24 protein-coding genes (1 of these 24 cut by a window edge) are annotated in these 22,900 nt (G+C 54.7%); 19 read left to right on the top strand and 5 right to left on the bottom strand.

Features of this window, described 5'->3' with window-relative positions; all coding sequences use genetic code 11:
• The first annotated feature begins 45 nt into the window (after positions 1-45).
• The 3 genes from NSQ80_RS17810 to NSQ80_RS17800 are packed head-to-tail and all read left to right on the top strand — an operon-like array spanning position 46 to position 1,622.
• Positions 46-384 (top strand): STAS domain-containing protein, encoded by a 339-nt coding sequence (locus tag NSQ80_RS17810; protein ID WP_009226841.1) that lies wholly within the window; start codon positions 46-48, stop codon positions 382-384.
• 18 nt (positions 385-402) lie between these two features.
• Entirely contained in the window at positions 403-852 is a 450-nt protein-coding gene (gene rsbW / locus NSQ80_RS17805; protein ID WP_339300192.1) for an anti-sigma B factor RsbW, read from the top strand.
• The gene (locus tag NSQ80_RS17800; RefSeq protein ID WP_339300190.1) at positions 849-1,622 is read left to right on the top strand and encodes a sigma-70 family RNA polymerase sigma factor; all 774 of its coding nucleotides are present in this window, start codon (positions 849-851) and stop codon (positions 1,620-1,622) included. Before rsbW ends, NSQ80_RS17800 begins: the two co-directional genes overlap by 4 nt.
• A gap of 44 nt (positions 1,623-1,666) precedes the next feature.
• Here NSQ80_RS17800 and NSQ80_RS17795 read toward each other — a convergent pair whose 3' ends face one another.
• Entirely contained in the window at positions 1,667-1,885 is a 219-nt protein-coding gene (locus NSQ80_RS17795) for a hypothetical protein (protein WP_260071447.1), read from the bottom strand.
• 187 nt (positions 1,886-2,072) lie between these two features.
• On the opposite strand from NSQ80_RS17795, the gene NSQ80_RS17790 reads away from it, so the two are divergent.
• Positions 2,073-3,083 (top strand): asparaginase, encoded by a 1,011-nt coding sequence (locus tag NSQ80_RS17790; RefSeq protein ID WP_009226837.1) that lies wholly within the window; start codon positions 2,073-2,075, stop codon positions 3,081-3,083.
• 24 nt (positions 3,084-3,107) lie between these two features.
• Here NSQ80_RS17790 and NSQ80_RS17785 read toward each other — a convergent pair whose 3' ends face one another.
• Positions 3,108-3,335: a DUF1128 family protein gene (locus tag NSQ80_RS17785; protein WP_009226836.1), complete on the bottom strand. Its 228-nt coding sequence runs from the start codon at positions 3,333-3,335 to the stop codon at positions 3,108-3,110.
• Positions 3,336-3,469: 134 nt separating this feature from the next.
• Here NSQ80_RS17785 and yyaC point away from each other — a divergent pair, with 134 nt between their 5' ends.
• The 4 genes from yyaC (at position 3,470) to NSQ80_RS17765 (ending at position 7,077) form a co-directional block, all read left to right on the top strand.
• Positions 3,470-3,997 (top strand): spore protease YyaC, encoded by a 528-nt coding sequence (gene yyaC, locus NSQ80_RS17780; RefSeq protein ID WP_260071449.1) that lies wholly within the window; start codon positions 3,470-3,472, stop codon positions 3,995-3,997.
• Positions 3,998-4,247: 250 nt separating this feature from the next.
• Positions 4,248-5,054, top strand: a complete 807-nt coding sequence (locus tag NSQ80_RS17775; RefSeq protein ID WP_260071450.1) for an alpha/beta hydrolase — start codon at positions 4,248-4,250, stop codon at positions 5,052-5,054.
• A 148-nt stretch (positions 5,055-5,202) separates the two neighbouring features.
• Positions 5,203-5,850 (top strand): DUF6483 family protein, encoded by a 648-nt coding sequence (locus tag NSQ80_RS17770; RefSeq protein WP_339300186.1) that lies wholly within the window; start codon positions 5,203-5,205, stop codon positions 5,848-5,850.
• Between the two features lie 45 nt (positions 5,851-5,895).
• Entirely contained in the window at positions 5,896-7,077 is a 1,182-nt protein-coding gene (locus tag NSQ80_RS17765) for an SAM-dependent methyltransferase (RefSeq protein ID WP_260071452.1), read from the top strand.
• 186 nt (positions 7,078-7,263) lie between these two features.
• Here NSQ80_RS17765 and NSQ80_RS17760 read toward each other — a convergent pair whose 3' ends face one another.
• The gene (locus tag NSQ80_RS17760; protein WP_339300184.1) at positions 7,264-8,709 is read right to left on the bottom strand and encodes a transposase; all 1,446 of its coding nucleotides are present in this window, start codon (positions 8,707-8,709) and stop codon (positions 7,264-7,266) included.
• A 1,004-nt stretch (positions 8,710-9,713) separates the two neighbouring features.
• Between NSQ80_RS17760 and NSQ80_RS17755 the strand changes: the two genes are divergently transcribed.
• A complete protein-coding gene (locus NSQ80_RS17755) occupies positions 9,714-11,567 on the top strand; it encodes an O-antigen ligase family protein (protein ID WP_339300182.1) in 1,854 nt (617 codons plus the stop codon).
• Here the strand turns inward: NSQ80_RS17755 and NSQ80_RS17750 are convergent.
• Positions 11,488-11,799 (bottom strand): dehydrogenase, encoded by a 312-nt coding sequence (locus NSQ80_RS17750; RefSeq protein WP_260071938.1) that lies wholly within the window; start codon positions 11,797-11,799, stop codon positions 11,488-11,490. The genes NSQ80_RS17755 and NSQ80_RS17750 overlap by 80 nt on opposite strands.
• A gap of 170 nt (positions 11,800-11,969) precedes the next feature.
• On the opposite strand from NSQ80_RS17750, the gene NSQ80_RS17745 reads away from it, so the two are divergent.
• The 10 genes from NSQ80_RS17745 (at position 11,970) to NSQ80_RS17700 (ending at position 22,467) form a co-directional block, all read left to right on the top strand.
• Positions 11,970-12,581, top strand: a complete 612-nt coding sequence (locus NSQ80_RS17745; protein WP_260071937.1) for a DedA family protein — start codon at positions 11,970-11,972, stop codon at positions 12,579-12,581.
• 135 nt (positions 12,582-12,716) lie between these two features.
• Positions 12,717-13,343: an MBL fold metallo-hydrolase gene (locus NSQ80_RS17740; protein WP_339302185.1), complete on the top strand. Its 627-nt coding sequence runs from the start codon at positions 12,717-12,719 to the stop codon at positions 13,341-13,343.
• A gap of 351 nt (positions 13,344-13,694) precedes the next feature.
• Positions 13,695-14,078: a hypothetical protein gene (locus NSQ80_RS17735; protein WP_009227101.1), complete on the top strand. Its 384-nt coding sequence runs from the start codon at positions 13,695-13,697 to the stop codon at positions 14,076-14,078.
• A 187-nt stretch (positions 14,079-14,265) separates the two neighbouring features.
• The gene (gene gatC / locus NSQ80_RS17730) at positions 14,266-14,553 is read left to right on the top strand and encodes an Asp-tRNA(Asn)/Glu-tRNA(Gln) amidotransferase subunit GatC (RefSeq protein WP_009227102.1); all 288 of its coding nucleotides are present in this window, start codon (positions 14,266-14,268) and stop codon (positions 14,551-14,553) included.
• Between the two features lie 65 nt (positions 14,554-14,618).
• Positions 14,619-16,073 (top strand): Asp-tRNA(Asn)/Glu-tRNA(Gln) amidotransferase subunit GatA, encoded by a 1,455-nt coding sequence (gene gatA, locus NSQ80_RS17725; RefSeq protein WP_009227103.1) that lies wholly within the window; start codon positions 14,619-14,621, stop codon positions 16,071-16,073.
• Positions 16,074-16,106: 33 nt separating this feature from the next.
• A complete protein-coding gene (gene gatB, locus NSQ80_RS17720) occupies positions 16,107-17,546 on the top strand; it encodes an Asp-tRNA(Asn)/Glu-tRNA(Gln) amidotransferase subunit GatB (RefSeq protein ID WP_009227104.1) in 1,440 nt (479 codons plus the stop codon).
• A gap of 9 nt (positions 17,547-17,555) precedes the next feature.
• Positions 17,556-18,014: a GNAT family N-acetyltransferase gene (locus NSQ80_RS17715; protein WP_339300178.1), complete on the top strand. Its 459-nt coding sequence runs from the start codon at positions 17,556-17,558 to the stop codon at positions 18,012-18,014.
• Between the two features lie 196 nt (positions 18,015-18,210).
• Positions 18,211-20,028, top strand: coding sequence for a DUF4097 family beta strand repeat-containing protein (locus tag NSQ80_RS17710; protein WP_339300176.1), 1,818 nt, complete (start codon positions 18,211-18,213; stop codon positions 20,026-20,028).
• A 133-nt stretch (positions 20,029-20,161) separates the two neighbouring features.
• On the top strand, positions 20,162-20,590 hold the full coding sequence (locus tag NSQ80_RS17705) for a Fur family transcriptional regulator (RefSeq protein ID WP_009227107.1): 429 nt from the start codon (positions 20,162-20,164) through the stop codon (positions 20,588-20,590).
• 161 nt (positions 20,591-20,751) lie between these two features.
• A complete protein-coding gene (locus tag NSQ80_RS17700; RefSeq protein ID WP_339300175.1) occupies positions 20,752-22,467 on the top strand; it encodes a glycosyl hydrolase family 18 protein in 1,716 nt (571 codons plus the stop codon).
• A gap of 192 nt (positions 22,468-22,659) precedes the next feature.
• Here the strand turns inward: NSQ80_RS17700 and NSQ80_RS17695 are convergent, their stop codons facing one another.
• Positions 22,660-22,900: the 3' portion of a DUF2614 family zinc ribbon-containing protein gene (locus NSQ80_RS17695; protein WP_260071993.1), read on the bottom strand. It continues 140 nt past the right edge of the window; only the last 241 of its 381 coding nucleotides appear in the window; its start codon lies beyond the right edge, outside the window; its stop codon occupies positions 22,660-22,662.

The raw sequence follows: 22,900 nt of genomic DNA, 5'->3' as shown, positions 1-22,900 counted from the left end.
TGGGTTATGTTGTATTAAGAAAACCTATTCCAGGGAGAGTATTTCATGAATACAAGAAAAAGTTTGAAATTTTCCACCACAACACAACGGGAAAACGGAGTTTGTACCGTATCGCTGCGCGGTGAGTTGGACTTGTCTGCAGCGCCAGACTTCCGTAAGGTGATGGACCCGCTGGTTGGCATCGATGACGCGGATTTAGTCCTGAATCTGAAGGAATTGAAATACATCGACAGCACCGGAATCGGAATTTTTCTGTCCATCTTAAAGGCTAGGCAAGGGATGAACTCGAGTTTTTACGTGCAGGAAGTACCGGACCATATCCGGAAGCTGTTTGAAATGACTGGGATCGCTAAGTTTTTCGCGGAGCAGAAGAACTCCCAATAAGGAAAGGATCGAGTCTTAATGGTAGAGGAAACAGAGAGAATTGTCATCAGCCTTCCGGCGACAGCCGAATATGTGGATATTGTAAGGCTGAATCTTTACGGTATCGCATCGAAAATGGGATTTTCGTATGAGGAAATCGAAGACATGAAGGTGGCGGTATCCGAAGCATGCAACAATACCGTGTTGTATGCGTACAAGCAGGATGCCGGCAAAATGGAGATCACGTTTGAGATCTTAACCGATGCTTTGTCGATTACGGTCAAAGATGAAGGGGAGAGCTTTAAACCGTGGCGACAGGCTGGAGGCGTGACTCTGCACGAAAAAGAGTTGGGTGAGGCCCCGATTGGCGGATTAGGCTTCTATCTGATGCAGGCGCTCATGGACGACGTCCGCGTGGAAACGCAATCCGGAAAAGGAACGAGGGTGACGATGGTCCGCCGACTCCAGAGGAGTGAGGAGAAGGTATGACTGATCGTGCGGCTCCCCAAGCGTTATTTCAGGAATCTACCCGCCTCATTCAGCAGTACCAGCAAACCAGGGACAATGAGATCGCCACGCAGTTAATCCAGAAATACGATTCGATGGTCAAAATGGCCGCCGGCAAAATCGCCCGAAATCGGCCGGACTTGTACGAAGACCTGTACCAGGTGGGCGAAATGGCATTGGTTCGTTTGCTGCAGCAGTATGACAGCGAGCTGGGTATTCCGTTTGAACCGTATGCGATGAAGAGTATGATCGGGCATATGAAAAATTATTTGCGTGACAAGTCTTGGTATATTCAAGTGCCGCGGCGAATTAAGGAAAAGGGAGCGCTGGTTCAGCAGGCGATCGATGAGCTGACGCTGAAGCTGGAGCGATCTCCCAATGTGCAGGAGATCGCGGAGTATCTGGAGCTCTCGGTTGAAGAAACGGTTGAGGTGCTGGCCGGCCGGGATTGTTATCATTACGTGTCCCTGGATTCGCCCTTATCACCGGATGAAAGCGCCGTAACGCTGGGCGAAGTGATCAGCGCGGATGCAGATGATTACGATGCGCTTGAGAACCGGATGGATTTGCAACAAGCGCTGGGACAATTGAAGGCGCAAGAGCAGCAGGTTTTGCTGATGGCCTATCAGGAGGGGCAATCCCAAAGGGCCATTGCCCGGAAGCTGGGCATCTCTCAGATGAGTGTATCCCGCATTCAGAAGCGAGCGACCGAACGGCTGAAGCAAATCATGAATCATATGAACACCACTTAAATGCGTTGCCTGGGGATTGGGGGCAGCGCTTTTTTTGGTTATGTCTATTGCCCGGGATCGGGCAGCAAGCCGTCCTTCTTGTCTTCCCGGTTCGGTTGCATCGCCTCCATGTCTTCTCCCAACTGAATCAAATCCTCCATGTCATTCACCATGGATCCGTTCTCCGCTTCTTCGATATCTTTATGCTCGGGATATGCGCCGGCTTGGGCAGCACGGATTTGCCCCGCGACATACTGCTCCTGCAGGTCCTCGGGTTGGGTCATGGACGATTCCTCCTTTGTTCTCGTATGAAACCGTAAATAGTTTGCACAAACGGCCATATATCATATACCTGGCGCTCTCTCGATTCTTGCAGGACGTTCTATAGCCAGCGGGCTTCCAAAGTACTATACTGTGTAGGAATGGAGCAAAATGAGCAGGGAATGGATCAGGTTAAGGAGAGAACATGAGATGAACTATAACGAAGCTTTGCTGGTTAATGAATATCGCGGGGGGCTGCTGGAATGCGCCCACTATGGTCATATTTGCGTCGTTGATGAACAAGGGAACATTGTGGGGCAGGCAGGGAATCCCCGAGCCACCGTATTTACCCGCTCTGCGGCCAAGCCGATTCAGGCGATTCCGGGGATTCGCGCCGGGATGAAGGAGGCTTATGGTCTAACGGACGAGGAGATTGCCATCATGGCCGCTTCGCATCGGGCCGAGGAGATCCACGTCGAGACGCTCAATCGACTGCTGGAGAAGACGGGGCTTACGGAAGAACGGCTCGTATGCGCCCCCAGCCTGCCACTGGATCGGGTCGCCAAGGAACAGCTGCTTCGACAAGGCGGAACGTACCGTCGAATCTACCATAATTGCTCGGGCAAACATTTAGGCGTTCTCGCCTATTGCAAAATGAAAGGATACCCGCTGGAAAGCTATAATCATCCGGAGCATCCGGTTCAGAAGGAAATCTTGGTGACGCTGGCCGGCTTGGCGGGGATTCCGGAAGCGCAGATTTCGCTGGGGACGGATGGCTGCGGTTTTCCTGTTTTCGCCCTCCCGTTATCCGCTTTGGCTTCCGCCTATTTGAAGCTGGCATGTCCGGATTTGATCGAGGATTCGGCTACCGCTGAGGCGGTCAGAGTCATTACCGGCGCTATGAACCGCCAACCCTTGCTGGTTGCCGGCACCGGGCGGATCGATTCGATCCTGCTGGGCGATCCGAATATCGTGGCCAAAGGCGGTTTTAAAGGGGTTTATGCGTTTGCTCTGCGCCGCGAGCGCCTAGGGATCACGTTTAAAATTCAGGACGGCTCCGAGGAGGAGTGGGGAATGATCGCTTTATCCGTGCTGGAGCAGCTCGGATACGAAAACGAGGGAACGCTGCAGAAGCTCCGCGAAGCATTCCCGTCTTCGATCAAGAACGATGAGGGCTGGGAAGTAGGGCAAGCCGAAATCGCGTTTCAGCTGGAACGCTAACTCTGACTTAGAGCGGCTTGCCGGTTAGGCTTTATTCCGCAGTCTCCCCAGCTCTTGGGCGAGCGCTTCAACTTCGGAGATGCTAAGCCGCTCTTTGCTCATGACGATGTCATAAACATCGCGGATATCATCATATTGGTTAACGTGGAATGCGGACGCCGACATCGCCGCTGCGGAGGCCATTTTCAACTTGCTTTTGATCGCTTCGATCATGAACTCGATATTTTCCTTGCTCTTGATGGATAGATCCATAAGTTTTCATCCTTCCGATTTATGGGTTATTAGCTATTGTACCACGAGGGAAGCGGTTCATGAAATTTTGCGGTCCGGCGTCCGAATGCGTTACAATCAGGTTACGAAATACCGGGAGGGAGCGTGTCTAGGTCATGCAGGAACAGAAGGAATGGCCGGCGGCGGGAGTAAACCGGAGGAAGCTGAGCGGCGGGGAGCTGGCGGCTTTTTTTGCAGACATTCGTGCCCGGCATCTTCGTGAGGACGTTACCTTTCTATGCATCGGTACGGATCGGTCGACGGGAGACGCGCTGGGGCCGTTGGTGGGAACGAAGCTGACAGAGTTGGGATTTGAGCACGTCATTGGAACGCTCCGCGAGCCGTGTGACGCAACCAATCTGGAGAGGCGCATGGCCGAAATCCCCGAAGGGCGCGTGATCATCGCCATCGATGCCTGCCTGGGGATGGCCGATTCGGTGGGGACGTACCTCGTGTCCAGCCAGCCGTTGCAACCGGCCCAATCCGTCGGGGCCAGCTTGCCGGAGGTCGGGCATTACAGCATTGCCGCAGTCGTTAACGTCAACGGCCCCAAGCCCTATTGGACGCTGCAGATGACCTCGCTATACAAGGTCATGCAAATGGCCGATGAAATCGCGGGCGCTGCGGCATCGGCATTTCGGTGAAGGGTTGGATCCGAAGATGACTTTTTGAACAACCAGTTCAAATAAGAGTTCAAAAAGTTAGGTTTGGAGTACCGAGAAGGTTGGATGAAGCTAGGGAGTGAGTAGCGGAGCGTAGATAGGATCTAAGTGAGCAACGGAGCGACCGGCTGAATTCAAGATTCGATGTCGAATGCGTTTCATGGTTTACATCGTGATCCAAAGATAACTTTTTGAACAACCTCTAAAAATTGAGATGAAAGTGGGTAGCGTAATGGACAAAGTAACAGTTAACGGAACAACGATCGCCTATGAACAACAAGGACAGGGCGAAACAGTAGTTTTGCTGCACGGTTTTTGCGGCAGCTCCGCTTACTGGGAGAAGGTTCAGCCGCTGCTTGCCGAACAATATCAGGTCATCGCCCCCGATCTTCGGGGCCACGGGGCCACAACTGCGCCAGTCGGCGCGTATACGATCGATCAAATGGCGGACGATGTCGCAGGTCTGATGGAGGCATTGGGCATCACCAAGTACACGCTGCTTGGTCATTCGATGGGAGGCTACACTGCCCTATCGTTGGCTCAGCGGTATGCAGATCGGTTAAATGCCTTTGGTCTGATCCATTCAACCGGCTATCCGGACAGTGAGGAAGCCAAGGAGAAACGGCTTCAGGCGGTTTCCCGCATTCGGTCCGAAGGCATCACCCACTTTGTGGACGGACTCGTGCCGGGGTTATTTGCACCGGACAATGTCAGCAAACTTGGAGCCGAAGTGGATCGCGTAAAGGAGATTGGCTACAAGACGCCGCCTCAAGGGGCGACGGGAGCCGCGCTGGCTATGCGTGAGCGGCCCGACCGCCGTGACGTGATGGAGGCGACATCGCTTCCGTTGCTGCTGGTCGCAGGTGAAAGCGATACCGTCGTACCGATGGCGCGGCTGTTTACGACCGAAGGACCCAACGTCACAAAGGCGGTCATCAAAGGCGCGGGTCACATGAGCATGTATGAAGCGCCGGAGCAGCTGACAGCGGTCATCGCCGATTTTATGCGCAGCGTAACGGAAAAGACTGTGGAAGTGTAAAACCTAGCACTTTTGAACAATGTTTCGCAATGATCAGCTAGTCGAACCGAGGCCTAGGAACCGGAGATTTCATGGGGAACTCCGGTTTCCGGCTTTTTTTGAATTGGCGGGAAGCCAGCTTGAATCAGGGACGAGAGGGGGAGGAACCGTGCTGCGAAGAGATTACCTTATGAAGATGATCGAGGAAATGACCGAGGTACTGGGAAAAGTGTTTATGCTCAAACAGCAGAAAAAGAAGATCGAAGCGTTATGGACGCTCGACGAGCTGTTTAAAGGGCAGTTTCGCTTGAGCTCCCAGCTGCTGGAGAACTTGCCCGCTAAAGACATCGTACGCCTGTTTCAAAGCGGCGGAGAAATCGAGGCGGACAAGCTCCAAAGTCTGTCCCGTCTGCTCAAAGAAGAGGGCGACGTGTACGAGAGCTCTGGAGAGCCGGACGAAGCGGCAAAGCGTTGGATCAAGTCGCTTCATCTTTACTTGACCGCTGCGCTGCATGGTGCGGACCGCTCCCTTTGGGATCTGCCCGCGGCTCTTGCTGAGCTGCAATCGCTGTTAAAGCCCTACCGTCTTCCGCCGGACACCGAATGGCTGGTGTTGCAATGGGAAGAAGGTGAAGGCCGCTACGACCAGGCGGAAAATGCACTCTACCGCTTGCTGGAGGAAGGCCATGCCACCAAAGAAGACGCGGTGGAGTTTTACCAGCGATTGCTCGCGCTTCCGCGGGATACGCTTGCAGCTGGGGGCTTGCCGGCTGAGGAAGTTGAGGAGGGGCTTGCCGACGTGGAGGCCCGGTTTTGAACAAACGGAATGACTAATATGCAGAAAGGCAGCTGTTAATCAAACATGGAATCACTGCGCAAACTCGCAAACGAACTGGCGGAGAAGGGCAGTCTGATCACGGCAACGATCAGCGGCCGCCGCAGACCGGGGGAGACGGAATACACCAAAGTCCAAATCAAGCCGGTCGAAATCAAAAAGAGCTTACACTATCAATTTGCCTACCACTACCCAAACAAGGTGTTGCATCAAAATATCCCGGCCGCGGCATTTGCGGACGAGCTGACAAAGCTGTTTGAGGAGACGTTCCGGCAAGGATTGCTATGCACGGCGGAGGCCGATTATCAGGTCTTGATCAGCAAGAAGTTCAAGGTCACGATTCTGAAAAAAGCACCGTCACGCAAACCGCTGGGGACGCTGACCCATAATCGGAAGAAGCAATATGTGCTGGAGGAAGGAACGCCGGTTCCGTTTTTGGTGGAGCTGGGGATCATGAACGGGGAAGGCAAGGTGCTTGCCAAAAAGTACGATAAGTTCAAGCAAATCAACCGTTTCCTCGAAATGGTTGAGGACGTCCTTCCTCATTTGCCGACGGGCCGGCCGCTGACGATCGTCGATTTCGGTTGCGGCAAATCCTATTTGACGTTTGCGCTGTATCACTATTTGGCCGTACAGCAGCAAAGAAAGCTGAACGTGATCGGGCTGGATCTCAAAGCCGACGTCATCGAGCACTGCAGCGGGTTAGCGCGCAAACTGCAGTATGACGACCTGCGGTTTCTTGTTGGCGACATCGCCGACTATGACGAGCTGAGCGCGGTGGATATGGTTGTAACGCTCCACGCCTGCGACACGGCGACGGATGCGGCGCTAGAGAAAGCGGTGCGCTGGGGTGCGTCGGTCATCCTGTCCGTGCCTTGCTGTCAGCATGAGCTGTTTAACCAGGTGCAAAGCGAGGTGCTGCAGCCGCTGCTGGGACATGGCATCCTGAAGGAGCGCTTCTCCGCATTGGCGACCGATGCGATTCGGGCCAAGCTGCTGGACGTGATGGGCTACAAAACGCAGCTGCTGGAGTTCATCGATATGGAGCATACGCCGAAAAACATTTTGATCCGCGCCGTGAAATCGGGCGGAGGGAACGTTTCGCAGCTCTGGCGGGAGTATACGGCGTTCCGCGATTTCTTAAGCGCCGATCCGTACCTGGAGCGCGCTTGCCGCGATTTGCTGCCGGAGGCGGCAAAGAGCAACTGAAATTGAACCGGTTGGGAGGTGTCCCGACCGGTTTTTTTGTGGTTTAAGCTGGGGTTGCGGAGCGCCGCTGGTATGCTCGGGGGAGGGGAGTGAGATGCCCGATAACTGCAAAAAAAGTCAATTTCATAATTCAATTTATTAGCTACTGCAGGTAACCAATTTCGAGGTGTACATTTTCAAAAAAAGTTACGCGGCTTGTTTGGTCAAACGGATGTTCATGTTCAAATAATCCAGCGCATATTTAGACACATTGTACGCTAGGTAACTTAGTTCGAGATCGACGAACGCACGTTTTTTGAGCCTTCGTGTAGTGCCCATGCCAAAGTATAACTTCAGATATGCAAAGACGCGTTCAATAGCGGTCCGCTGCTTAAACAATTCGGCAAACTTCTCGCTTCCCCGGCCAGGTGCTGTGTATTTGCGGACGTCGGTTTCTATCCGGATTTTATACACCTTCTGGCAGCCTTTAGCTTGCAGCGGACATTCCTTGCATTCTTTCGGACGGGTAAATTTCACGTTGCCCCCCTTCGGGTCGTAGCTGTCATAACGGTACGGATGGCCTTGTTCACACAGCGGACGATAATATTTGTCTTCCTTCAAAGGCAGCTTGGTGCGGTGAATTAACGGGATAATCGGAAAAGCACCTAACTTGCGGATTTGTCGGTATACCGCTTCGCCGTCATAGCCCTTATCAGCCAAAACGTGCTTAACCTGCAGATCCGGAAATCGCTCCTGAAGTCGCTTCAGCAGCATAATGGCCGGTCTCTGGTCACTGACATGAGCGGAGCAGGTCTCGCCGGCAACAATATATTGGCTTGCCGTGTCGACGAGCAGATTCGCCTTGTACCCGTACCAGAATTTCACGCGGTGGGTGCCTCGCGGATCGCCTTTTGCGCCAGTGCTTGGGTATTGCGGCATATCGCGGGCGAGTTCTTCGTAACTGGCTGGCAACATGTCGGCTACTCCCCGTTCGAAGAAACCAAGCGACGCTTCGTAAGCATCCATTTGCTTCCGCCACTCGTCCCATTCCGCTTTCGGGATTCTCCCGCGTTTGGAACGTTTGGGCTTCTCCGGCTTGGCTTCCTGGGACGGCGTGCATGTGTCCGCGGAGAACAAGGCAGGGTCTTCGTCAACGAGAGGGCTGGAAGAAGTCGTCGTCTTCCCTTCATCCAGCTTCGGATTTCGGTCGAAGCCCTCAATGTGGGACGAATCTATTGCCAGAACCTCACCCGAAAGAAACCCTGCGGCAATTGCCTGGTCTACCACTGTATCCAGAACGTGTCTCAGTACGCCGCTTTGAGCCAGCCTGGCTACAAGGCGGGAATAGGCGGCTTCACTCGGTACCCGGTCCGAATCGGTAAAGCGGCATAACCTTCTGAATTCGGAACTGGTTCGCAGACGCTTGATCAGATCTTTCGTATAGCGGATATGTTCCAGTTTTCCAATAATGAGGGAATACATCATCGCTCTGGTATTTAAACTTTCGGAGCGGCCGCGGGTACTTTTTTTGCTAACGGCATGCAGGATGATCCCCATGGGGACGTGTTCCAGAATGGCACTGTATTTTGCCTCATCCGCCATTCCCATTAATTCCTCGAAGGAAAATAGCTCTGCTTGTTGAATACCATACATGGGAGTACTCCTTTCTCGTGGTTGGTGTGGTAACCTTTACTTCGAGATTTTGGGGAGGTACTCCTTTTTTACATGCTGAAAAACCTTATCCCACAAGGGGTTACAAATTATGAAATTGACTTCTTTTACATTTATTTATACAGGCGACTCCGCCCCCAGGAGAATACCCTGCAATGAACTTGCCAATGAATGGAGTAAAGCGAATTGGTCGAAAGTTCGAGGTCGACTTAGCAGGGCTGAAATGGCAACGGATGAGGTAAAGGGACGGCAGAAGGGGGAGAGGCGGGAGAGGTTGGGAGATTGGAGAGGTAGAAGAAGTAGAGAAAGTTAGAAATTGAGAAAGTTAGAAATTGAGAGAGTTAGATATTGAGGAAATGAGAAATTGAGTAATTGGGAAGTGGAGAAGTGAAGAAATAAAGAAGCGAAGAGGCGAAGAAGTAGAAGATTACTTAAAAAGAGGTAGAACGTGGAGAATGCAACGAGAGGTAGAAGTTAGGCTGAACGAACAAGGATAAGGATGAGGAGGTGGAGGGTGTGCGGCATTGGCATGTTTGGGGAGTTACTGCGGCGGTTTGGCTGAGCGGCGTATGGGTTTGTTTGAATCAAGGTCTGTATTGGACGGGGCGGCCGGGTGCGCTGCTGCTGGTGTCCGTCTGGCTCATTGCTGGTGCGGTGGCTGCAGGAGGATGGGCCATCTTGTCTGGTTTCGGGCGGAGCGTGAAGACAGGTTTTGGGTCACATGAGCTTGGACCGTATGAGCTTGGAGGCGCTGCGCCTCGGGCGGGGTTATGGGCAGAGCCAAGCGTTCGGTGTGCCTTGCTGCTGGCCGCAGGTCCCTTTGTCATAGCAGCGGGATACGGTTGGCGGCTGGCCGCGGGGCCGTTGTCGGTTCAATCGACGGTGGAGGCCCTGCGGCTGTGGGCGTTCTTGGGCGTATTTGCTGCGGCGCTGGCAGTGTTAGCCACGGCTAAGCCCCTGAGCGCCCGCCGCTCGCTGGAGGCCGGATGGATGCTGCTCGGCGGGCTACTTGCCGTGACGGCGCTGGCCGTGGTATACGGCCTGCTGCCGCTGCCAGGCGCGATCCTGCGCACCGCGGATCCGGCCGTTTCGGCGACCGGTGCCCGGCTGGGCGGGCTGCTCCAGTACCCCAACGCCTTCGGTGCGGTGATGGCGGCGTTCCTCCTGGAGCGGCTGATGCGGCTCGCGAGGATGGAGCGGGCCGCTTTCACGCGCGCAAGCAGCTGGCGCGGGCAGCGGGCGGGGGCACTCGCCCTGCTGTTTGCCCTCGGCCTGCTGCTGAGCGAGTCGCGCGGCGCGCTTGCCGCCGCGCTGGCCGGCTGGGCCGCGGGCCTCGCGCTGCTGCGCGGGACCCGGCGCCGGCGCTACGCCTGGCACAGCGCCGTCTTCGCGGGCGCGGCCGCCGTGCTGGCGCGCGGGCTCGCGTCCGCGCAGCTTGCGCCGGCGCGGGGGCCCGGCGCGCTCGCGCTCGCCGCGGGGTTGGCCGCGGCGCTGCTCGCGTCCGGGCGCGTCGCCGGCGCATTGCCGCGCCTGGGCGCTGCCGGCGCCCCGCGCCCCCGCGCCGCGCTGCGCCCCCGCGCCGCGCCTGCGCCTGCGGCGCAGCGGCGTTGGCGCTGCTGCTCGCGGCGCCGCTGGCCGCGCTGCCGGCGTCCGCCGGCTTCCTCGGACGGGGACTCCGTCCGGAAACGGCGTCCGCCCGCGCGGCGATGTACGCCGACGCCGCCGAGCTGCTTCGGCGGTCGCCATGGCTCGGCCAAGGCGGAGATGTCTGGCGCCATGCGTTCCGCCGTGTGCAGAACCTGCCGTACGTCGGCAGCGAGGTGCACAGCGGCTACCTGGACCTGGCGCTGGACCTGGGCTTGCTTGGCCTCGCCTGCGCTTTGCTGTGGCTTGGGGTGATGGCCATCCCCCTGCTGCGGGCGCGCAGCGCGCTGTTGCCGCCTTACCTGGCGCTGCTGCTGCATAGCGCCATCGACTTTGACTTCAGCTACGGTCTCGTCTGGATGTTGCTGCTGTGGGCGGCGGCCATTGGAATCGCTGAAGCGGGCCCAGCCCGCCGCCTTCGTCTCCCAGCGTTGCTCCACCCCGGGCTTGTCCGCGGCGCGTACCGCCGCGCCCGCCGCTTGCTCTCGCCACGCCCGCTGCGCATGGTGTGCAGCGGCCTCATCGCCGCTGCACTGCTCTTGCTTAGCGTGTCCGGGCTCCGCGAAGCGGAGAGCCAGCGGCTGCACCGCCAAGCCCTAGCCCGGCCGCCTGAGGCGAACCGGGAGGCGGCGGAGCTGCTTCGGCGCTCGCTGGCCCTTGCCCCGTACCGCACGGCGGTACGGTTAGCGCTCGCGGAACGCTCCGCGCCGCAGGAGGCCGCCTCGCTCCTGCGGGCGGGCCTCCGTTACGAGCCGGAGCGCGCCGAGCTATGGCTGGCATTGGGTCGGGCGCTGGCCCAAGCCGAACATCCCGCCGCTGCCCAGGCGCTGCGGCAGGGCATCGAGCTGAACCGGTACGACCGGGTTAAGCAGACGGCGGCGCTGCGCGAGCTATGGGAGCTGGCGCAGCGCTTGCGGGCGAGCGGCCAACTGCAACAGGCCGAAGCGGTGGCGTCGGCCGGGGCCGACTTATACGCGCGCTTCCTGCGTTTGGCAGGGAGCGTCGCCGCCAACCCGGCGTTGCGTAACGACCGGGACTTTCGGTTGACGGAAGAAGCCATAACGCTGGGGCGGGAGCTGCAGCAGCAGGCTCACCTTTATACAGGCGATGCCACCTCTATCCCCCAAACGCCGCGCGAAAAGCAGAGGACAACGCTTCGCGATCAACCTCCCACAGCTCAGCCAGCTCGGCGCTGACGGCTTCATCCCACCAATCCGCCAGCAGCTTGCGGTTGTTGATGTTTTCGCCGATCCACAGCAGATTGCCAATCACCTTTTTGTAATATAATGCTTCGCCTTCCTTGACTCGGTCCTCCGGAATATAAACGCCAAGCCGCTTAATCGTCCGGTACAGTTCTTTGCTGCAGCTGCGGCGGATTTTGCGGGGATTCGGGAGGGAAGTTTGATGTTTCGCCGGGAAGTTTGCCATGGCTGAAGTCGCCTCCTTTTGCTCCAGCATATGCGGGCGGATTTCCCGAAGTCACCGGTGCTGCTAACTGAAGTAGAACGCATGTCCATGGCTATGATAGAATAGACTGAGATTAGAGGCAGATTTTTGCTGTCTTCAGGACAGAAGCTAACGGGAAAGAGGACGAAGCTGTGGATTGGATATCGAATTTAGTGGGCGTATTATTGGATTGGGTGCAACAATTGGGGTATATGGGGATTATGCTGGGACTCATGATCGAGATTATCCCCAGCGAAATCGTGCTGGCCTACGGCGGTTATCTCGTGTATCTCGGACATATTAATTTCATCGGTGCCGTCTTCTTTGGTACAGTAGGCGGTGTCATTGCCCAGTTGTTTATTTACTGGATTGGGCGATACGGCGGCAGGCCGATTTTGGAGAAGTATGGGAAGTATATTCTGATTCAGAAGAAGCATATCGACGCCTCCGAAGCCTGGTTTCAGAAATACGGTCCCGGGGTCATCTTTACGGCGCGGTTTATCCCGGTGGCCCGGCATGCCATTTCCGTTCCTGCAGGGATCGCGAAAATGCCGGTGGGCAAGTTCCTGCTGCTGACGACGTTGGCGGTAATACCGTGGTCGGTGCTGTTCGTTTATTTGGGTATGCTGCTGGGTGAACAGTGGCAGCATGTAGACGAGAAAGCGGGTCCATACGTCATGCCGATTTTGCTGGCTGCTTTGGCGCTGTTAATCGTGTACTTGGTTGTCAAATCGTTCAGCAACCGGAGAAAAGGCGGTGCCTAAGCCGATAGGAGCTGTAAGTAGCCATTAAACCAAACGGACGGGCTTAGTGACCTGGCGATGAACATAAAGAGAGGAGGCGGAGTAAGCGAAGCGGCCCGCGAGCTTGGCGGCAACGCTTATTCCGAGAGATACACCATGCTGAAAATCGAAAGTTTTACTTTAGGCCCCCTGCAAACGAACGCGTATTTGTTACGGGGAGAAGACGAGAACCGGGCGATCATTATCGATCCTGGCTCGAACCCGGGGCCGCTGTTGCGCAGAATCGAAGGGTTGGAGATTGAGGCGATTTTGCTCACTCATGCTCATTTTGACCATATCGGCGGTTTGGACCAGATTCGGAAGGCTAAGAATTGTCCGGTCTATGTGCACCCGCTGGAAAGCGATTGGCTGACGACGCCAAAGCTGAACGGTTCCCTGATGTGGCCGGAGGCCGGACCGCCCATCTCCACAGATCCGGCGGAATTCGATCTGGCTGAAGGGCAGAAGCTTCACCTGATCGGGCATGAGTTCACCGTATTTCATACGCCGGGGCATTCCCCAGGCAGCGTGAGCTTCCTGTGCGGGGATGATCTTTTTTCAGGGGATGTGCTGTTCCGTCTTGGCGTAGGGCGCACGGATTTACCGGGAGGCCGTGAAGCGGACCTGTTTAACTCGATTCGCGGGAAGCTGTTCCAGCTGAAGGATGAGGTTAGAGTTTATCCCGGGCATGGTCCCCAAACGACCATCGGCTACGAACGGCAGAACAATCCGTACGTCTCTTAGAGAGTCGATGAAACCCTAATCATGGCGTTTGTGCAAAAAAAATCGACGAAATAGTACAAAAATAGTGGACAAAAGTGCAACCCTTTGATAGGATATACTTATTAAAACATTGTAACTTTTGCGAAGCACGCAAGCTGCGGAAATGATCCCGGTTTGCGTTCTTTTTTATGCTTTTTTGGGCTTGAACCAATGTCGGCGGGAACGAGATGTACTTCATGAAGCGAATCTGCATAAGCTATTCATATCCGGGATTCCGGGGTAGAACTTGACCAATCTCCGTCTCTTTTAGTAGGATTATATAAAGCAATACAAGTTGATGATTAGCATCCAAATAAATCAGGGAGGTAGACGATGCTTCATTTGGGAGAGAAAATTGTTATCGTCGGTGATGCTTTTGAGCAGAATCTTCCTGTTGGGGAATATGGCTACGTTATTGCTTACGACCGCAATCCGGACAATGCTTTTGACTACGTCATCCGGTCTCCGAAGACGGGGCGGAATTATTTCGTTCCTAAGAGCGATATAGAATCCGAAAGTCGGCTGATCGAGCAAGCAGCGGAACGCGCGACACAGGAAGCTTTGATCGATTACGCGCTGGCTACGCATAATGAGAAGCTGTTTCGGCAAATCATGAACGGCGAAGACAGCGATGCAGACGGGCAGCAGGAACCAACAAAGGAAGTAATGTCCCAAGCAGAGTTCATTAAACAAGTGAACCTGCGGGCATGGATATAAGAAGGGAGTCGGCTACAGGCCGGCTCTTTTTCTTTTTGCCGGGGAGGGATCCGCCTCCTTATAGCTCCTTTCCGCTTTAACGGATTGAATTGAACCGGAATCTACAATATAATTTTATTCAATTGTACAAGCATGGTAGAATGTACGAATAGTGCGGGAACGCATGACTAAAGGGAGGCATCTAAGCATGAGTATCCAGACGAAGGACGTTGAACACGTGGCGAGACTGGCCCGTTTGCACTTGACCGACGAAGAGCGGGACATGTTTACGGAACAATTAAATGCGATTTTACAATACGCGGAGAAGTTAAACGAACTGAATACAGACGATATCGCGCCGACCACGCATGTGCTGCATCTCAGCAACGTCATGCGGGAGGACGAAGTGAAGGAAAGCCTGCCGCCGGAGAAGGTATTCCGCAACGCACCGGAGGAGGAAGACGGTCAGTTTAAGGTTCCGGCCGTACTGGAATAGGTTATCCGCCTAAATGAACCAATCGACTAGAACGAACTTGAGTAAATAAAAGGAGGAAGCTTAGATTGGCGCTTTTTGATTTGCGTTTACAGGAGATACATAATCGGCTTCACAACAAGGAGTTGTCTGTTGCCGAATTGGTTAGCGAAGCCTTCGCCAGAATCCGCGAATACGACGGGAAGATCGGCGCCTACTTGACGTTGAACGAGGAGGGAGCCCGTGCGGAGGCAGCCCGTCTGGATGCCAAGTTGGCACAGGGGGAAGCCTGCGGTTTGCTGTTTGGACTCCCTGTGGGCATCAAGGATAACATGGTGACCGAGGGGTTGCTGACGACGTGCGGCAGCCAATTTTTGAAAAATTACGATCCGATTTACGACGCTACCGTGGTCACGAAGCTGAAGGAAGCGGAAGCGGTCACGATCGGCAAGCTGAATATGGACGAGTTCGCGATGGGCGGCTCCAACGAGAATTCCAGCTTCCATCCCGTGCGCAACCCGTGGGATTTAAGCCGTGTACCGGGCGGTTCCAGTGGGGGTTCGGCTGCAGCGGTCGCTGCAGGTGAGGCTTTCTTTACGCTGGGTTCCGATACCGGCGGTTCCATTCGCCAACCCGCATCGTATTGCGGTGTCGTTGGACTGAAGCCGACCTACGGCCGGGTATCGCGCTACGGCCTCGTGGCGTTTGCCTCTTCGCTCGACCAGATCGGGCCGATTACCAAAAACGTCGAAGACGCCGCCTACGTTCTGCAGGCGATCGCCGGTCACGATCCGAAGGATTCCACCTCGGCGGATGTGGAGGTACCGGATTATTTGAGCGCCCTCACCGGTGACATTACCGGGCTGCGCATCGCCGTGCCAAAGGAATATTTGGATGGCGTTGACCCGCAGGTTAAGACTGCGATTATGGATGCGTTGCGCGTGCTTGAAGGCCTTGGCGCTGTATGGGAAGAAGTATCGCTGCCGCATACGGAATACGCGGTGGCCGCTTACTATTTGCTGGCGTCCTCGGAGGCCTCGTCTAACCTGTCGCGTTTCGACGGCGTTCGTTACGGCGTCCGTGCCGACAATGCCGGCAACCTGCTGGACTTGTACTACGATTCGCGCAGCCAAGGCTTCGGACCGGAAGTGAAGCGCCGGATTATGCTGGGGACTTATGCGCTGAGCTCGGGGTATTATGACGCCTACTATTTGAAGGCTCAAAAGGTCAGAACGCTGATCAAACAAGATTTCGATCAGACCTTTGACAAATATGACGTGATCCTTGGACCAACGGCTCCAACGACCGCGTTCCCGCTGGGCTCGCAGGTTGACGATCCGCTCACGATGTATTTAAACGATATTTTGACGATTCCGGTGAGCTTGGCCGGGGTTCCAGCGATCAGCGTGCCGTGCGGATTTGCCGAAGGCCTGCCGGTTGGGCTGCAAATCATCGGCAAGCCGTTTGACGAAAGCACGGTATTGCGCGTGGCTCACGCCTTTGAAGCGAATACGGATCATCACCAACAACGTCCCGCCTTGTAGGTTCCATAACAAAGTTTTGCAGGAGGATAGGCCATGTCAACATCCAAATATGAAACGGTGATTGGGTTGGAGGTGCACGTGGAGCTGCATACGAAATCGAAAATTTTCTGCGGCTGCTCCACGGAGTTCGGCGCCCCGCCTAATACGCATACCTGCCCGGTGTGCCTGGGGCATCCCGGCGTATTGCCGGTGCTGAACCGCCAGGCCGTCGACTACGCGATGAAAGCCGCGATGGCGCTGAATTGCGAAATCGGCGATGTCTGCAAGTTTGACCGGAAAAACTATTTCTACCCTGATTCGCCTAAAGCGTATCAGATTTCCCAATACGATCAACCAATTGGCAAGAACGGATACATCGATATCGAAGTGGACGGGAAGACGAAACGGATTGGCATTACCCGTCTGCATCTGGAGGAGGACGCCGGCAAGCTGACGCACGTGGACGGCGGGTACGCTTCGCTGGTGGACTTCAACCGCGTGGGCACGCCGCTCGTGGAAATCGTGTCCGAGCCGGACATTTCCTCGCCGGAGGAAGCGCGGGCGTATCTGGAGAAGCTGCGGGCGATCATGCTGTACTGCGAGGTTTCCGACGTGAAAATGGAGGAAGGCTCGATGCGCTGCGACGCCAACATCAGCTTGCGGCCGTGGGGTCAGAAGGAGTTTGGCACACGCGCCGAGCTCAAGAACATGAACTCGTTCCGCGGCGTGGTTCGCGGTTTGGAGTATGAACAGCTTCGCCAGGCTGAGATTCTGGACGAAGGCGGAGAGGTTGTGCAGGAGACACGCCGCTGGGACGAGGCCCAAGGCAAAACGTTCTCGATGCGCGGCAAGGAAGAAGCCCACGACTATCGCTATTTCCCGGATCCTGACCTGGTTACTCTTCACATTGATCAGGAGTGGAAGGACCGGATCCGCGCGTCGATTCCGGAATTGCCGGATGCCCGGAAGGCTCGTTACACTTCGGAATACGGCTTGCCGGAGTACGATGCCGGCGTCATTACGTCCTCCAAAGCGCTGGCCGACTTATTCGAAAGCAGCCTTGAGTATACGAAGGACGCCAAAGCGGTGTCGAACTGGATCATGGGCGATCTGCTCGGCTACCTGAACAGCAACTCGCTGGAATTGTCCGACGTGAAGCTGACCGGACAAGGTCTCGGCGAGATGATCGGCCTGCTGGAGAAAGGCACCATCAGCTCCAAGATCGCCAAAACGGTATTTAAGGAAATGCTGCAAAGCGGCAAGCTACCTCAGCAGATCGTTGAGGAGCAAGGGCTTGTGCAAATCAGCGACGAAGGAGCGATCATGGCGATCGTTCAAGAGGTCGTTGCGAACAACCCGGCCTCCGTGGAGGACTACAAAGCAGGCAAGGAGAAGGCCATTGGCTTCCTTGTCGGCCAAGTCATGAAGCAAAGTAAAGGGAAAGCAAACCCGGGGCTGGTCAACAAGCTTCTGGTGGAAGTACTGAAGGGCTAGGGGCAGCTGGTGATCAAGCGACTCACGCTAAGTGACACCGATATTGTGGAACAGCTCTGGATCTTGCAGCATTCGGCTTACCGGCTGGAGGCTCAGGCTATTGGTCTGACGGAGATGCCGCCGCTGCCGGATACGTTTGACTCCATCCGCACGAGCAGGGATGTGTTTATCGGTGAGCTGTCGGAGGACGGGGAGCTGCTAGGGGCAATCGCGGTCCGCGATGAAATGCCCGGAAGTATGGAGATCACCCGATTGATGGTTCACCCAAACCATTTGCGTCAAGGAATTGGAGCCAAGCTGTTGCAGTATGTCCTGACCAACCATCTGGACAAGCAGGAGTTTACCGTAACGGCCAGTCCGCAGAACGCCCCTGCCGTTGCGCTGTACCGCAAGTTTGGCTTTCGTCCGGTGCGGTCCGTCCAATCTGCATCTGGCGTAGAATTGATGATATACCGACTGAATCAGTAAAGAGATTCAAGCACGCTTTCAAACCGGATGGCTAAGGTTTGAGGGCGTGCTTTTTGATTAATCAAGCACGGATACCGCAGGTTATGGAGGGACCAGTTCCTTCCACGTTACAGAATAAGTTCGTATCGGTTATGATTAAGGAAAAGAGAGATTCGCGTTGGATGAAGCCCAACAGAGATAGAAAGAGGTGGGGGAAATGACGCCGGATATGCTGCCGATCGGACAGCCGCCGATGCAAGGGCGCTCGAAAGGATACCAACCCCGGCGACGCAAGCGCAAGCTGATTGCCGGTCTGCTGTCCGCCCTGTTTCCAGGGTTGGGGCATTTGTATTTGCGCAGTTATTTACGCGGCCTTTGCTTCATGTATTTTGTCTTGATCGATGCTTCGGCATTGATTTATTTCTCTTCTGTCCGCATGGCGATTAATGTGCCGCTGCTCATATGGCTTGGCTTGTTAATTCCCGCGGCTTATTTCTTTAGCATTTATGATGTCCTTCAATCCACGGATGCCCACAATGCCCGTCTGAAAAAAGAACTCGAAACGAGCCAACCCCCTTTCGCGGATACCCCGTCCGGCCGAAGCTTCAAGCAGGGCCTCGGAGCGGGAGTGCTGCTGATCGGGGGCGGCGCCGTTTTGATTGTGCTTCAGCTGAAGCCGTATTGGCTTCAGCTGCTGGTGCAATACGCCGGAGCTTATCTGGTCTCTGCGGCGCTGGCGATGGCTGCGTTGCTGCTGATCCTGCGCGAATCGAAACGTCTCTTCCTGCGCTCGGGACGTTTTACTACAGCTGTGGTTCTGCTGACGACAGCGGGATTTTTGCTGCATGATGCGATGAAGGATGGGGACGCGTTGCGGCTGTTGATCCGATGGTGGCCGTTGGTGTTCGTTTTGTGGGGAATCGAGCATATTATAATATTGGTCTGGAAACGAATGAGAGCCATGCAAGCCAGATTCCGGCCGCGTGTCGACGTGAAGGGGTTGCTCCTGTCCATGTTTATGGCCTTCTCGGTGTTCGCGATAACACAGCAGGACCAATACCTGCATTTATGGAACCGGGTCAGTCTGGATTTGACGGCCGCGGGGACAGAGTATAGCGCACAGGAAGGCTACCGCGTGGAGAAACCCCAATTGGATCTCCCCATCGACCTGGATACCGAACGGATCGTTTTTGATGGAATGAATGGGGATATCGAGGTGCGTAAGGCGGAGATCGACCATATTATTGTCCGCTATACGGTTTGGATCGATCAACTGGAGAATGAACCAGCCCGTAGAATTGCGGCAGTCACGTCCATCGAGGCCGATATAGGGAAGACACTGAATTTATCCGTTAAGGATAAGGCATACGGGGAGACTGGCCGCCGTCACCCGAAGGTGAACGTGACCCTGATTGTCCCGCAAAACCGGTTTTTAGATTTGGACATTTCCACCTCGAACGGGAAAATCACATTAACCGGTGTTCAGGCTATGAAGCAGGTGAAGCTGCAAACGGGGAATGGGAACTTACGGTTATGGGATGTGATAGGAGATGTTTCGGCCAAAACGTTAAACGGGGACGTCGAGCTGTATCGGATCTTTGGCGATGCCCAGATTGATACGCAAGGCGGGAATATCAAAGGCCGGGGGATTACGGGCAAGGCTTCCTTGTCCACTCTGGTAGGCGATATTACGTTAACCGAGGCACAGGATGGAATTCAAGTGCATACGAAGAACGGCAATATCCGGGTAGACGGCGTTCCGCTAGACCTGAAGGCCGAATCGCTTAACGGCAAAATCGAGATTACCTCCCGGCTGGTTGGCGGCGATTGGGACGTATACAGCGCGGTTGGCGAGCTGCGGGTCGAGCTTCCGGAGGAAGGGAACTACGAGCTTACGGGTTCGAGCGGATACGGAGATATTTTTACCGAGCTGCCCTTTGTGGTGGATCACAAGGAAATTCATGGTACGCTTGGAACCGGCGAGTTCAAGCTCAAGATCGATGGCAACAGTGATCTATATGTGAATAAAAGCTGAATCCCAGCGATACGCCCAGTTGCAGGCGTTGATCCTGCGTTGACAAAAGTTTTGACCTAACCGTACAATAATCTTACGGGCTTTTTTGCATAATGAACTATAAGGAATGAGCATTTAGAAGGCGGTGGACGAGATGACAACGCGCGTACAGCATGCCCTGGACCAACTGAAGAACAATGGAGTCCGCATTACGCCGCAGCGTCACGCCATACTTACGTATCTGATGGAATCGATGAGCCATCCGACCGCAGACGAGATTTACCGGTCCTTGGAGCCCCGCTTCCCGAACATGAGCGTAGCTACGGTATACAATAATCTGAAAATGTTGATTGAAGCCGGCATGGTCCGGGAGTTAACATATGGGGACAATTCGAGCCGTTTTGATGCGGACGTGTCCAATCATTATCATGTGATATGCGAGAAATGCGGAAAAATTGAGGATTTCATGTACCCCACTTTGGAAGAAGTCGAGCGCCAAGCGGAAGAAGCCACCGGTTTTGAGATTCACGGCCATCGGCTGGAACTGCATGGGGTATGTAAGGAGTGCCGTATGAAGCACTAAGGCAGTATTATCCTGTGAGAAGTAGATCAAACGTGTGGAATACCTTCGCGGATTCTTCACGTTTTTGTTTTTTTAGGTAACTTTCGGCGCACCTCATAAGTTTATTATTTAATAGGCGGAGATATCGATACGGAGGGTTTTCATTGAAGAGCAGAAGAGACATGGTTCAAAGGAAAAAGCGCGGCAGGAGAAGAACCAAATGGTTTTTCGGCCTGATTCTTATTATAGCAGGACTTTATTGGGCTCAATCGGAATGGCTGCCAAACCGCGAGCACGTTGATCCCGAATGGCTCGGCCGGGTGGATAAGCCTATTTTTGCAGATGGGCAATTGCTAAATGGCACCGGGATCGGATCGGGGGATAGCTTGAAGCTCCCGCTTCCGGTGATCCAACAGATCATCGACCCGACGATTCGGTATGAGGAAGACACCAAGTCGGTGATCTTAACGACGCCGCAGAAATTGGTTTTGCTCAAGGCCGACGAGAAGATCGCCAAAATCAATAATAAGCCGACGGAGCTGCGATTTGCCCCTGAGGAGAAAGACGGCGTTCTCTATCTCCCGGCACATCTGCTCCAGGAATTGTACGGAGCTGAGGTGCAGGAAGATACGGACTCCGGCGCTGTGCTGCTGTATCGGGCGGGAGAGAAGATTCTGCCGGCTGCGGTAGACTCCGGTTCCAGTAAAAAGGACAGCACCGTTCCCCTGCGAACGGGCCCTAGCATTCATCAGCCGATTCTGGCCGATATGCCGGAGGAGACTGCGCTGCGGATCCTGGAGACTCCCGATGATCAATGGTATTATGTACAGCTTAATAACGGGTATACCGGCTATGTTCAGAAAAAGGACGTGGTGCTAGGTGAGGAACGTTCCATCCCTGAACTCAAGTTGGAGTTATCCGCCGCCAAGCAGAAATGGCAGTCCAAAACGGTGAATATGACCTGGGAGGCAGTATACCAGGTGGCGCCAAAGCCTTCATCCATCGGCAAGCTGCCGGGTGTTAACGTTGTAAGCCCCACCTGGTTTTCCCTGGTGGACGGGAAAGGCAACGTGCAGAGCAAAGCGGACAGTGCCTATGTCAAATGGGCTCATGGTCAGGGAATGCAGGTTTGGGGCTTGTTCAACAACAGCTTTGATCCGGATTTAACCTCCAAGGCGTTGTCCAGCTTCGAGAACCGGCTGACGACCATCCTGCAAATGCTTCATTACGCGAAGTTGTACGATTTAGACGGCATTAACATCGATTACGAAAATGTCTACACCAAAGACGAGGAGAATCTCACCCAATTCATGCGCGAGCTGCGCCCATTGGCCGAGGAGCAGGGCTTGATCGTTTCGATCGACGTGACCCCCAAATCAAACAGTGAGATGTGGTCGGCCTTTTTGGATCGCCGGGCCTTGGCCCAAGCGGTCGATTACCTCGTATTGATGGCTTACGATGAGCATTGGGCGGCCAGTCCGGTGGCCGGTTCCGTCGCCTCATTGCCTTGGGTACGCTCGTCGGTGACGCGGATTTTGGAAGAGGATGATGTGCCGCCGAGTAAGCTGATCTTGGGTATCCCGTTGTATACCCGGGTGTGGACGGAGACGGTGAAGGACGGCAAAACGGAGATCAAGTCCAAAGCAATTGGAATGGACAAGGCTCAGCAAATCATCGCCGAGAAGAAATTAAAGCCGCGCTTCTCTGAAGAAACGGAACAGAATTACGTGGAATATAAAGACAAAGAAGGATTGCAACGCATTTGGCTGGAGGACGCGGAATCGTTAAAGCGCCGTGTGGAAGTGGCCAAATCGATGAAACTGGCCGGCATCGCCACCTGGACGCGTGCATTTGCTTCCGATGAAGCCTGGGAGACCCTTCGGGAAATTGAAAAATAGGCTACAAAAACCAAGCGGACCGCTGCTTTATATGCAGCGGTCCGCTTGGTTTCATTTTAAGATATCAGAAAGTATAAACTTCGGGGCATTGGCATCCTGATATCGCAAGAAAAACTTCCGCTAAACGCGGTCTGTCTACTTTGAATGTACGTCGATAGACGTTTTTCTTATCCGAGGAGGACAGAATGACAATTAACTTGAGGTTGAAGCGCCGGTTGATTGCTGTTGCTCCAATTCCTCGGCCGTGATTGTCGCCTGCGACGGGTCGAGAGTGAGGATGGTTTTGCAGAACATGCAGCGATCCGTTTTGCCCAGCATTTTAGTCAGCTTGTGGCATTCCGGGCATTCCAGCTGCACCGCAGATGTGGACAACATGCCCGCCCAAAAATAGATGGCCAAGCTCGCGAGCATTGAGATCAAGCCGATGGCTAGT

This window comes from Paenibacillus sp. FSL K6-2441, assembly GCF_037964765.1.
Taxonomy (GTDB): Bacteria; Bacillota; Bacilli; order Paenibacillales; family Paenibacillaceae; genus Fontibacillus; species Fontibacillus phoenicis.
The sequence above is the reverse complement of the archived record's forward strand: the minus strand, read 5'-3'. Positions and strand labels throughout refer to the sequence as shown.

Bases quoted from the DNA above. Each gene is read 5' to 3' on its own strand.
- gatC (WP_009227102.1), top strand. From the start codon at position 14,266: ATGAGTATCCAGACGAAGGACGTTGAACACGTGGCGAGACTGGCCCGT.
- NSQ80_RS17710 (WP_339300176.1), top strand. From the start codon at position 18,211: ATGACGCCGGATATGCTGCCGATCGGACAGCCGCCGATGCAAGGGCGC.
- NSQ80_RS17765 (WP_260071452.1), top strand. From the start codon at position 5,896: ATGGAATCACTGCGCAAACTCGCAAACGAACTGGCGGAGAAGGGCAGT.
- NSQ80_RS17760 (WP_339300184.1), bottom strand. From the start codon at position 8,709: ATGTATGGTATTCAACAAGCAGAGCTATTTTCCTTCGAGGAATTAATG.
- rsbW (WP_339300192.1), top strand. From the start codon at position 403: ATGGTAGAGGAAACAGAGAGAATTGTCATCAGCCTTCCGGCGACAGCC.
- NSQ80_RS17810 (WP_009226841.1), top strand. From the start codon at position 46: ATGAATACAAGAAAAAGTTTGAAATTTTCCACCACAACACAACGGGAA.
- NSQ80_RS17740 (WP_339302185.1), top strand. From the start codon at position 12,717: ATGCTGAAAATCGAAAGTTTTACTTTAGGCCCCCTGCAAACGAACGCG.
- NSQ80_RS17755 (WP_339300182.1), top strand. From the start codon at position 9,714: ATGGATGCTGCTCGGCGGGCTACTTGCCGTGACGGCGCTGGCCGTGGT.
- NSQ80_RS17785 (WP_009226836.1), bottom strand. From the start codon at position 3,335: ATGGATCTATCCATCAAGAGCAAGGAAAATATCGAGTTCATGATCGAA.
- NSQ80_RS17800 (WP_339300190.1), top strand. From the start codon at position 849: ATGACTGATCGTGCGGCTCCCCAAGCGTTATTTCAGGAATCTACCCGC.
- gatB (WP_009227104.1), top strand. From the start codon at position 16,107: ATGTCAACATCCAAATATGAAACGGTGATTGGGTTGGAGGTGCACGTG.
- NSQ80_RS17735 (WP_009227101.1), top strand. From the start codon at position 13,695: ATGCTTCATTTGGGAGAGAAAATTGTTATCGTCGGTGATGCTTTTGAG.
- NSQ80_RS17750 (WP_260071938.1), bottom strand. From the start codon at position 11,799: ATGGCAAACTTCCCGGCGAAACATCAAACTTCCCTCCCGAATCCCCGC.
- NSQ80_RS17775 (WP_260071450.1), top strand. From the start codon at position 4,248: ATGGACAAAGTAACAGTTAACGGAACAACGATCGCCTATGAACAACAA.
- NSQ80_RS17795 (WP_260071447.1), bottom strand. From the start codon at position 1,885: ATGACCCAACCCGAGGACCTGCAGGAGCAGTATGTCGCGGGGCAAATC.
- NSQ80_RS17700 (WP_339300175.1), top strand. From the start codon at position 20,752: ATGGTTCAAAGGAAAAAGCGCGGCAGGAGAAGAACCAAATGGTTTTTC.
- NSQ80_RS17790 (WP_009226837.1), top strand. From the start codon at position 2,073: ATGAACTATAACGAAGCTTTGCTGGTTAATGAATATCGCGGGGGGCTG.
- NSQ80_RS17705 (WP_009227107.1), top strand. From the start codon at position 20,162: ATGACAACGCGCGTACAGCATGCCCTGGACCAACTGAAGAACAATGGA.
- yyaC (WP_260071449.1), top strand. From the start codon at position 3,470: ATGCAGGAACAGAAGGAATGGCCGGCGGCGGGAGTAAACCGGAGGAAG.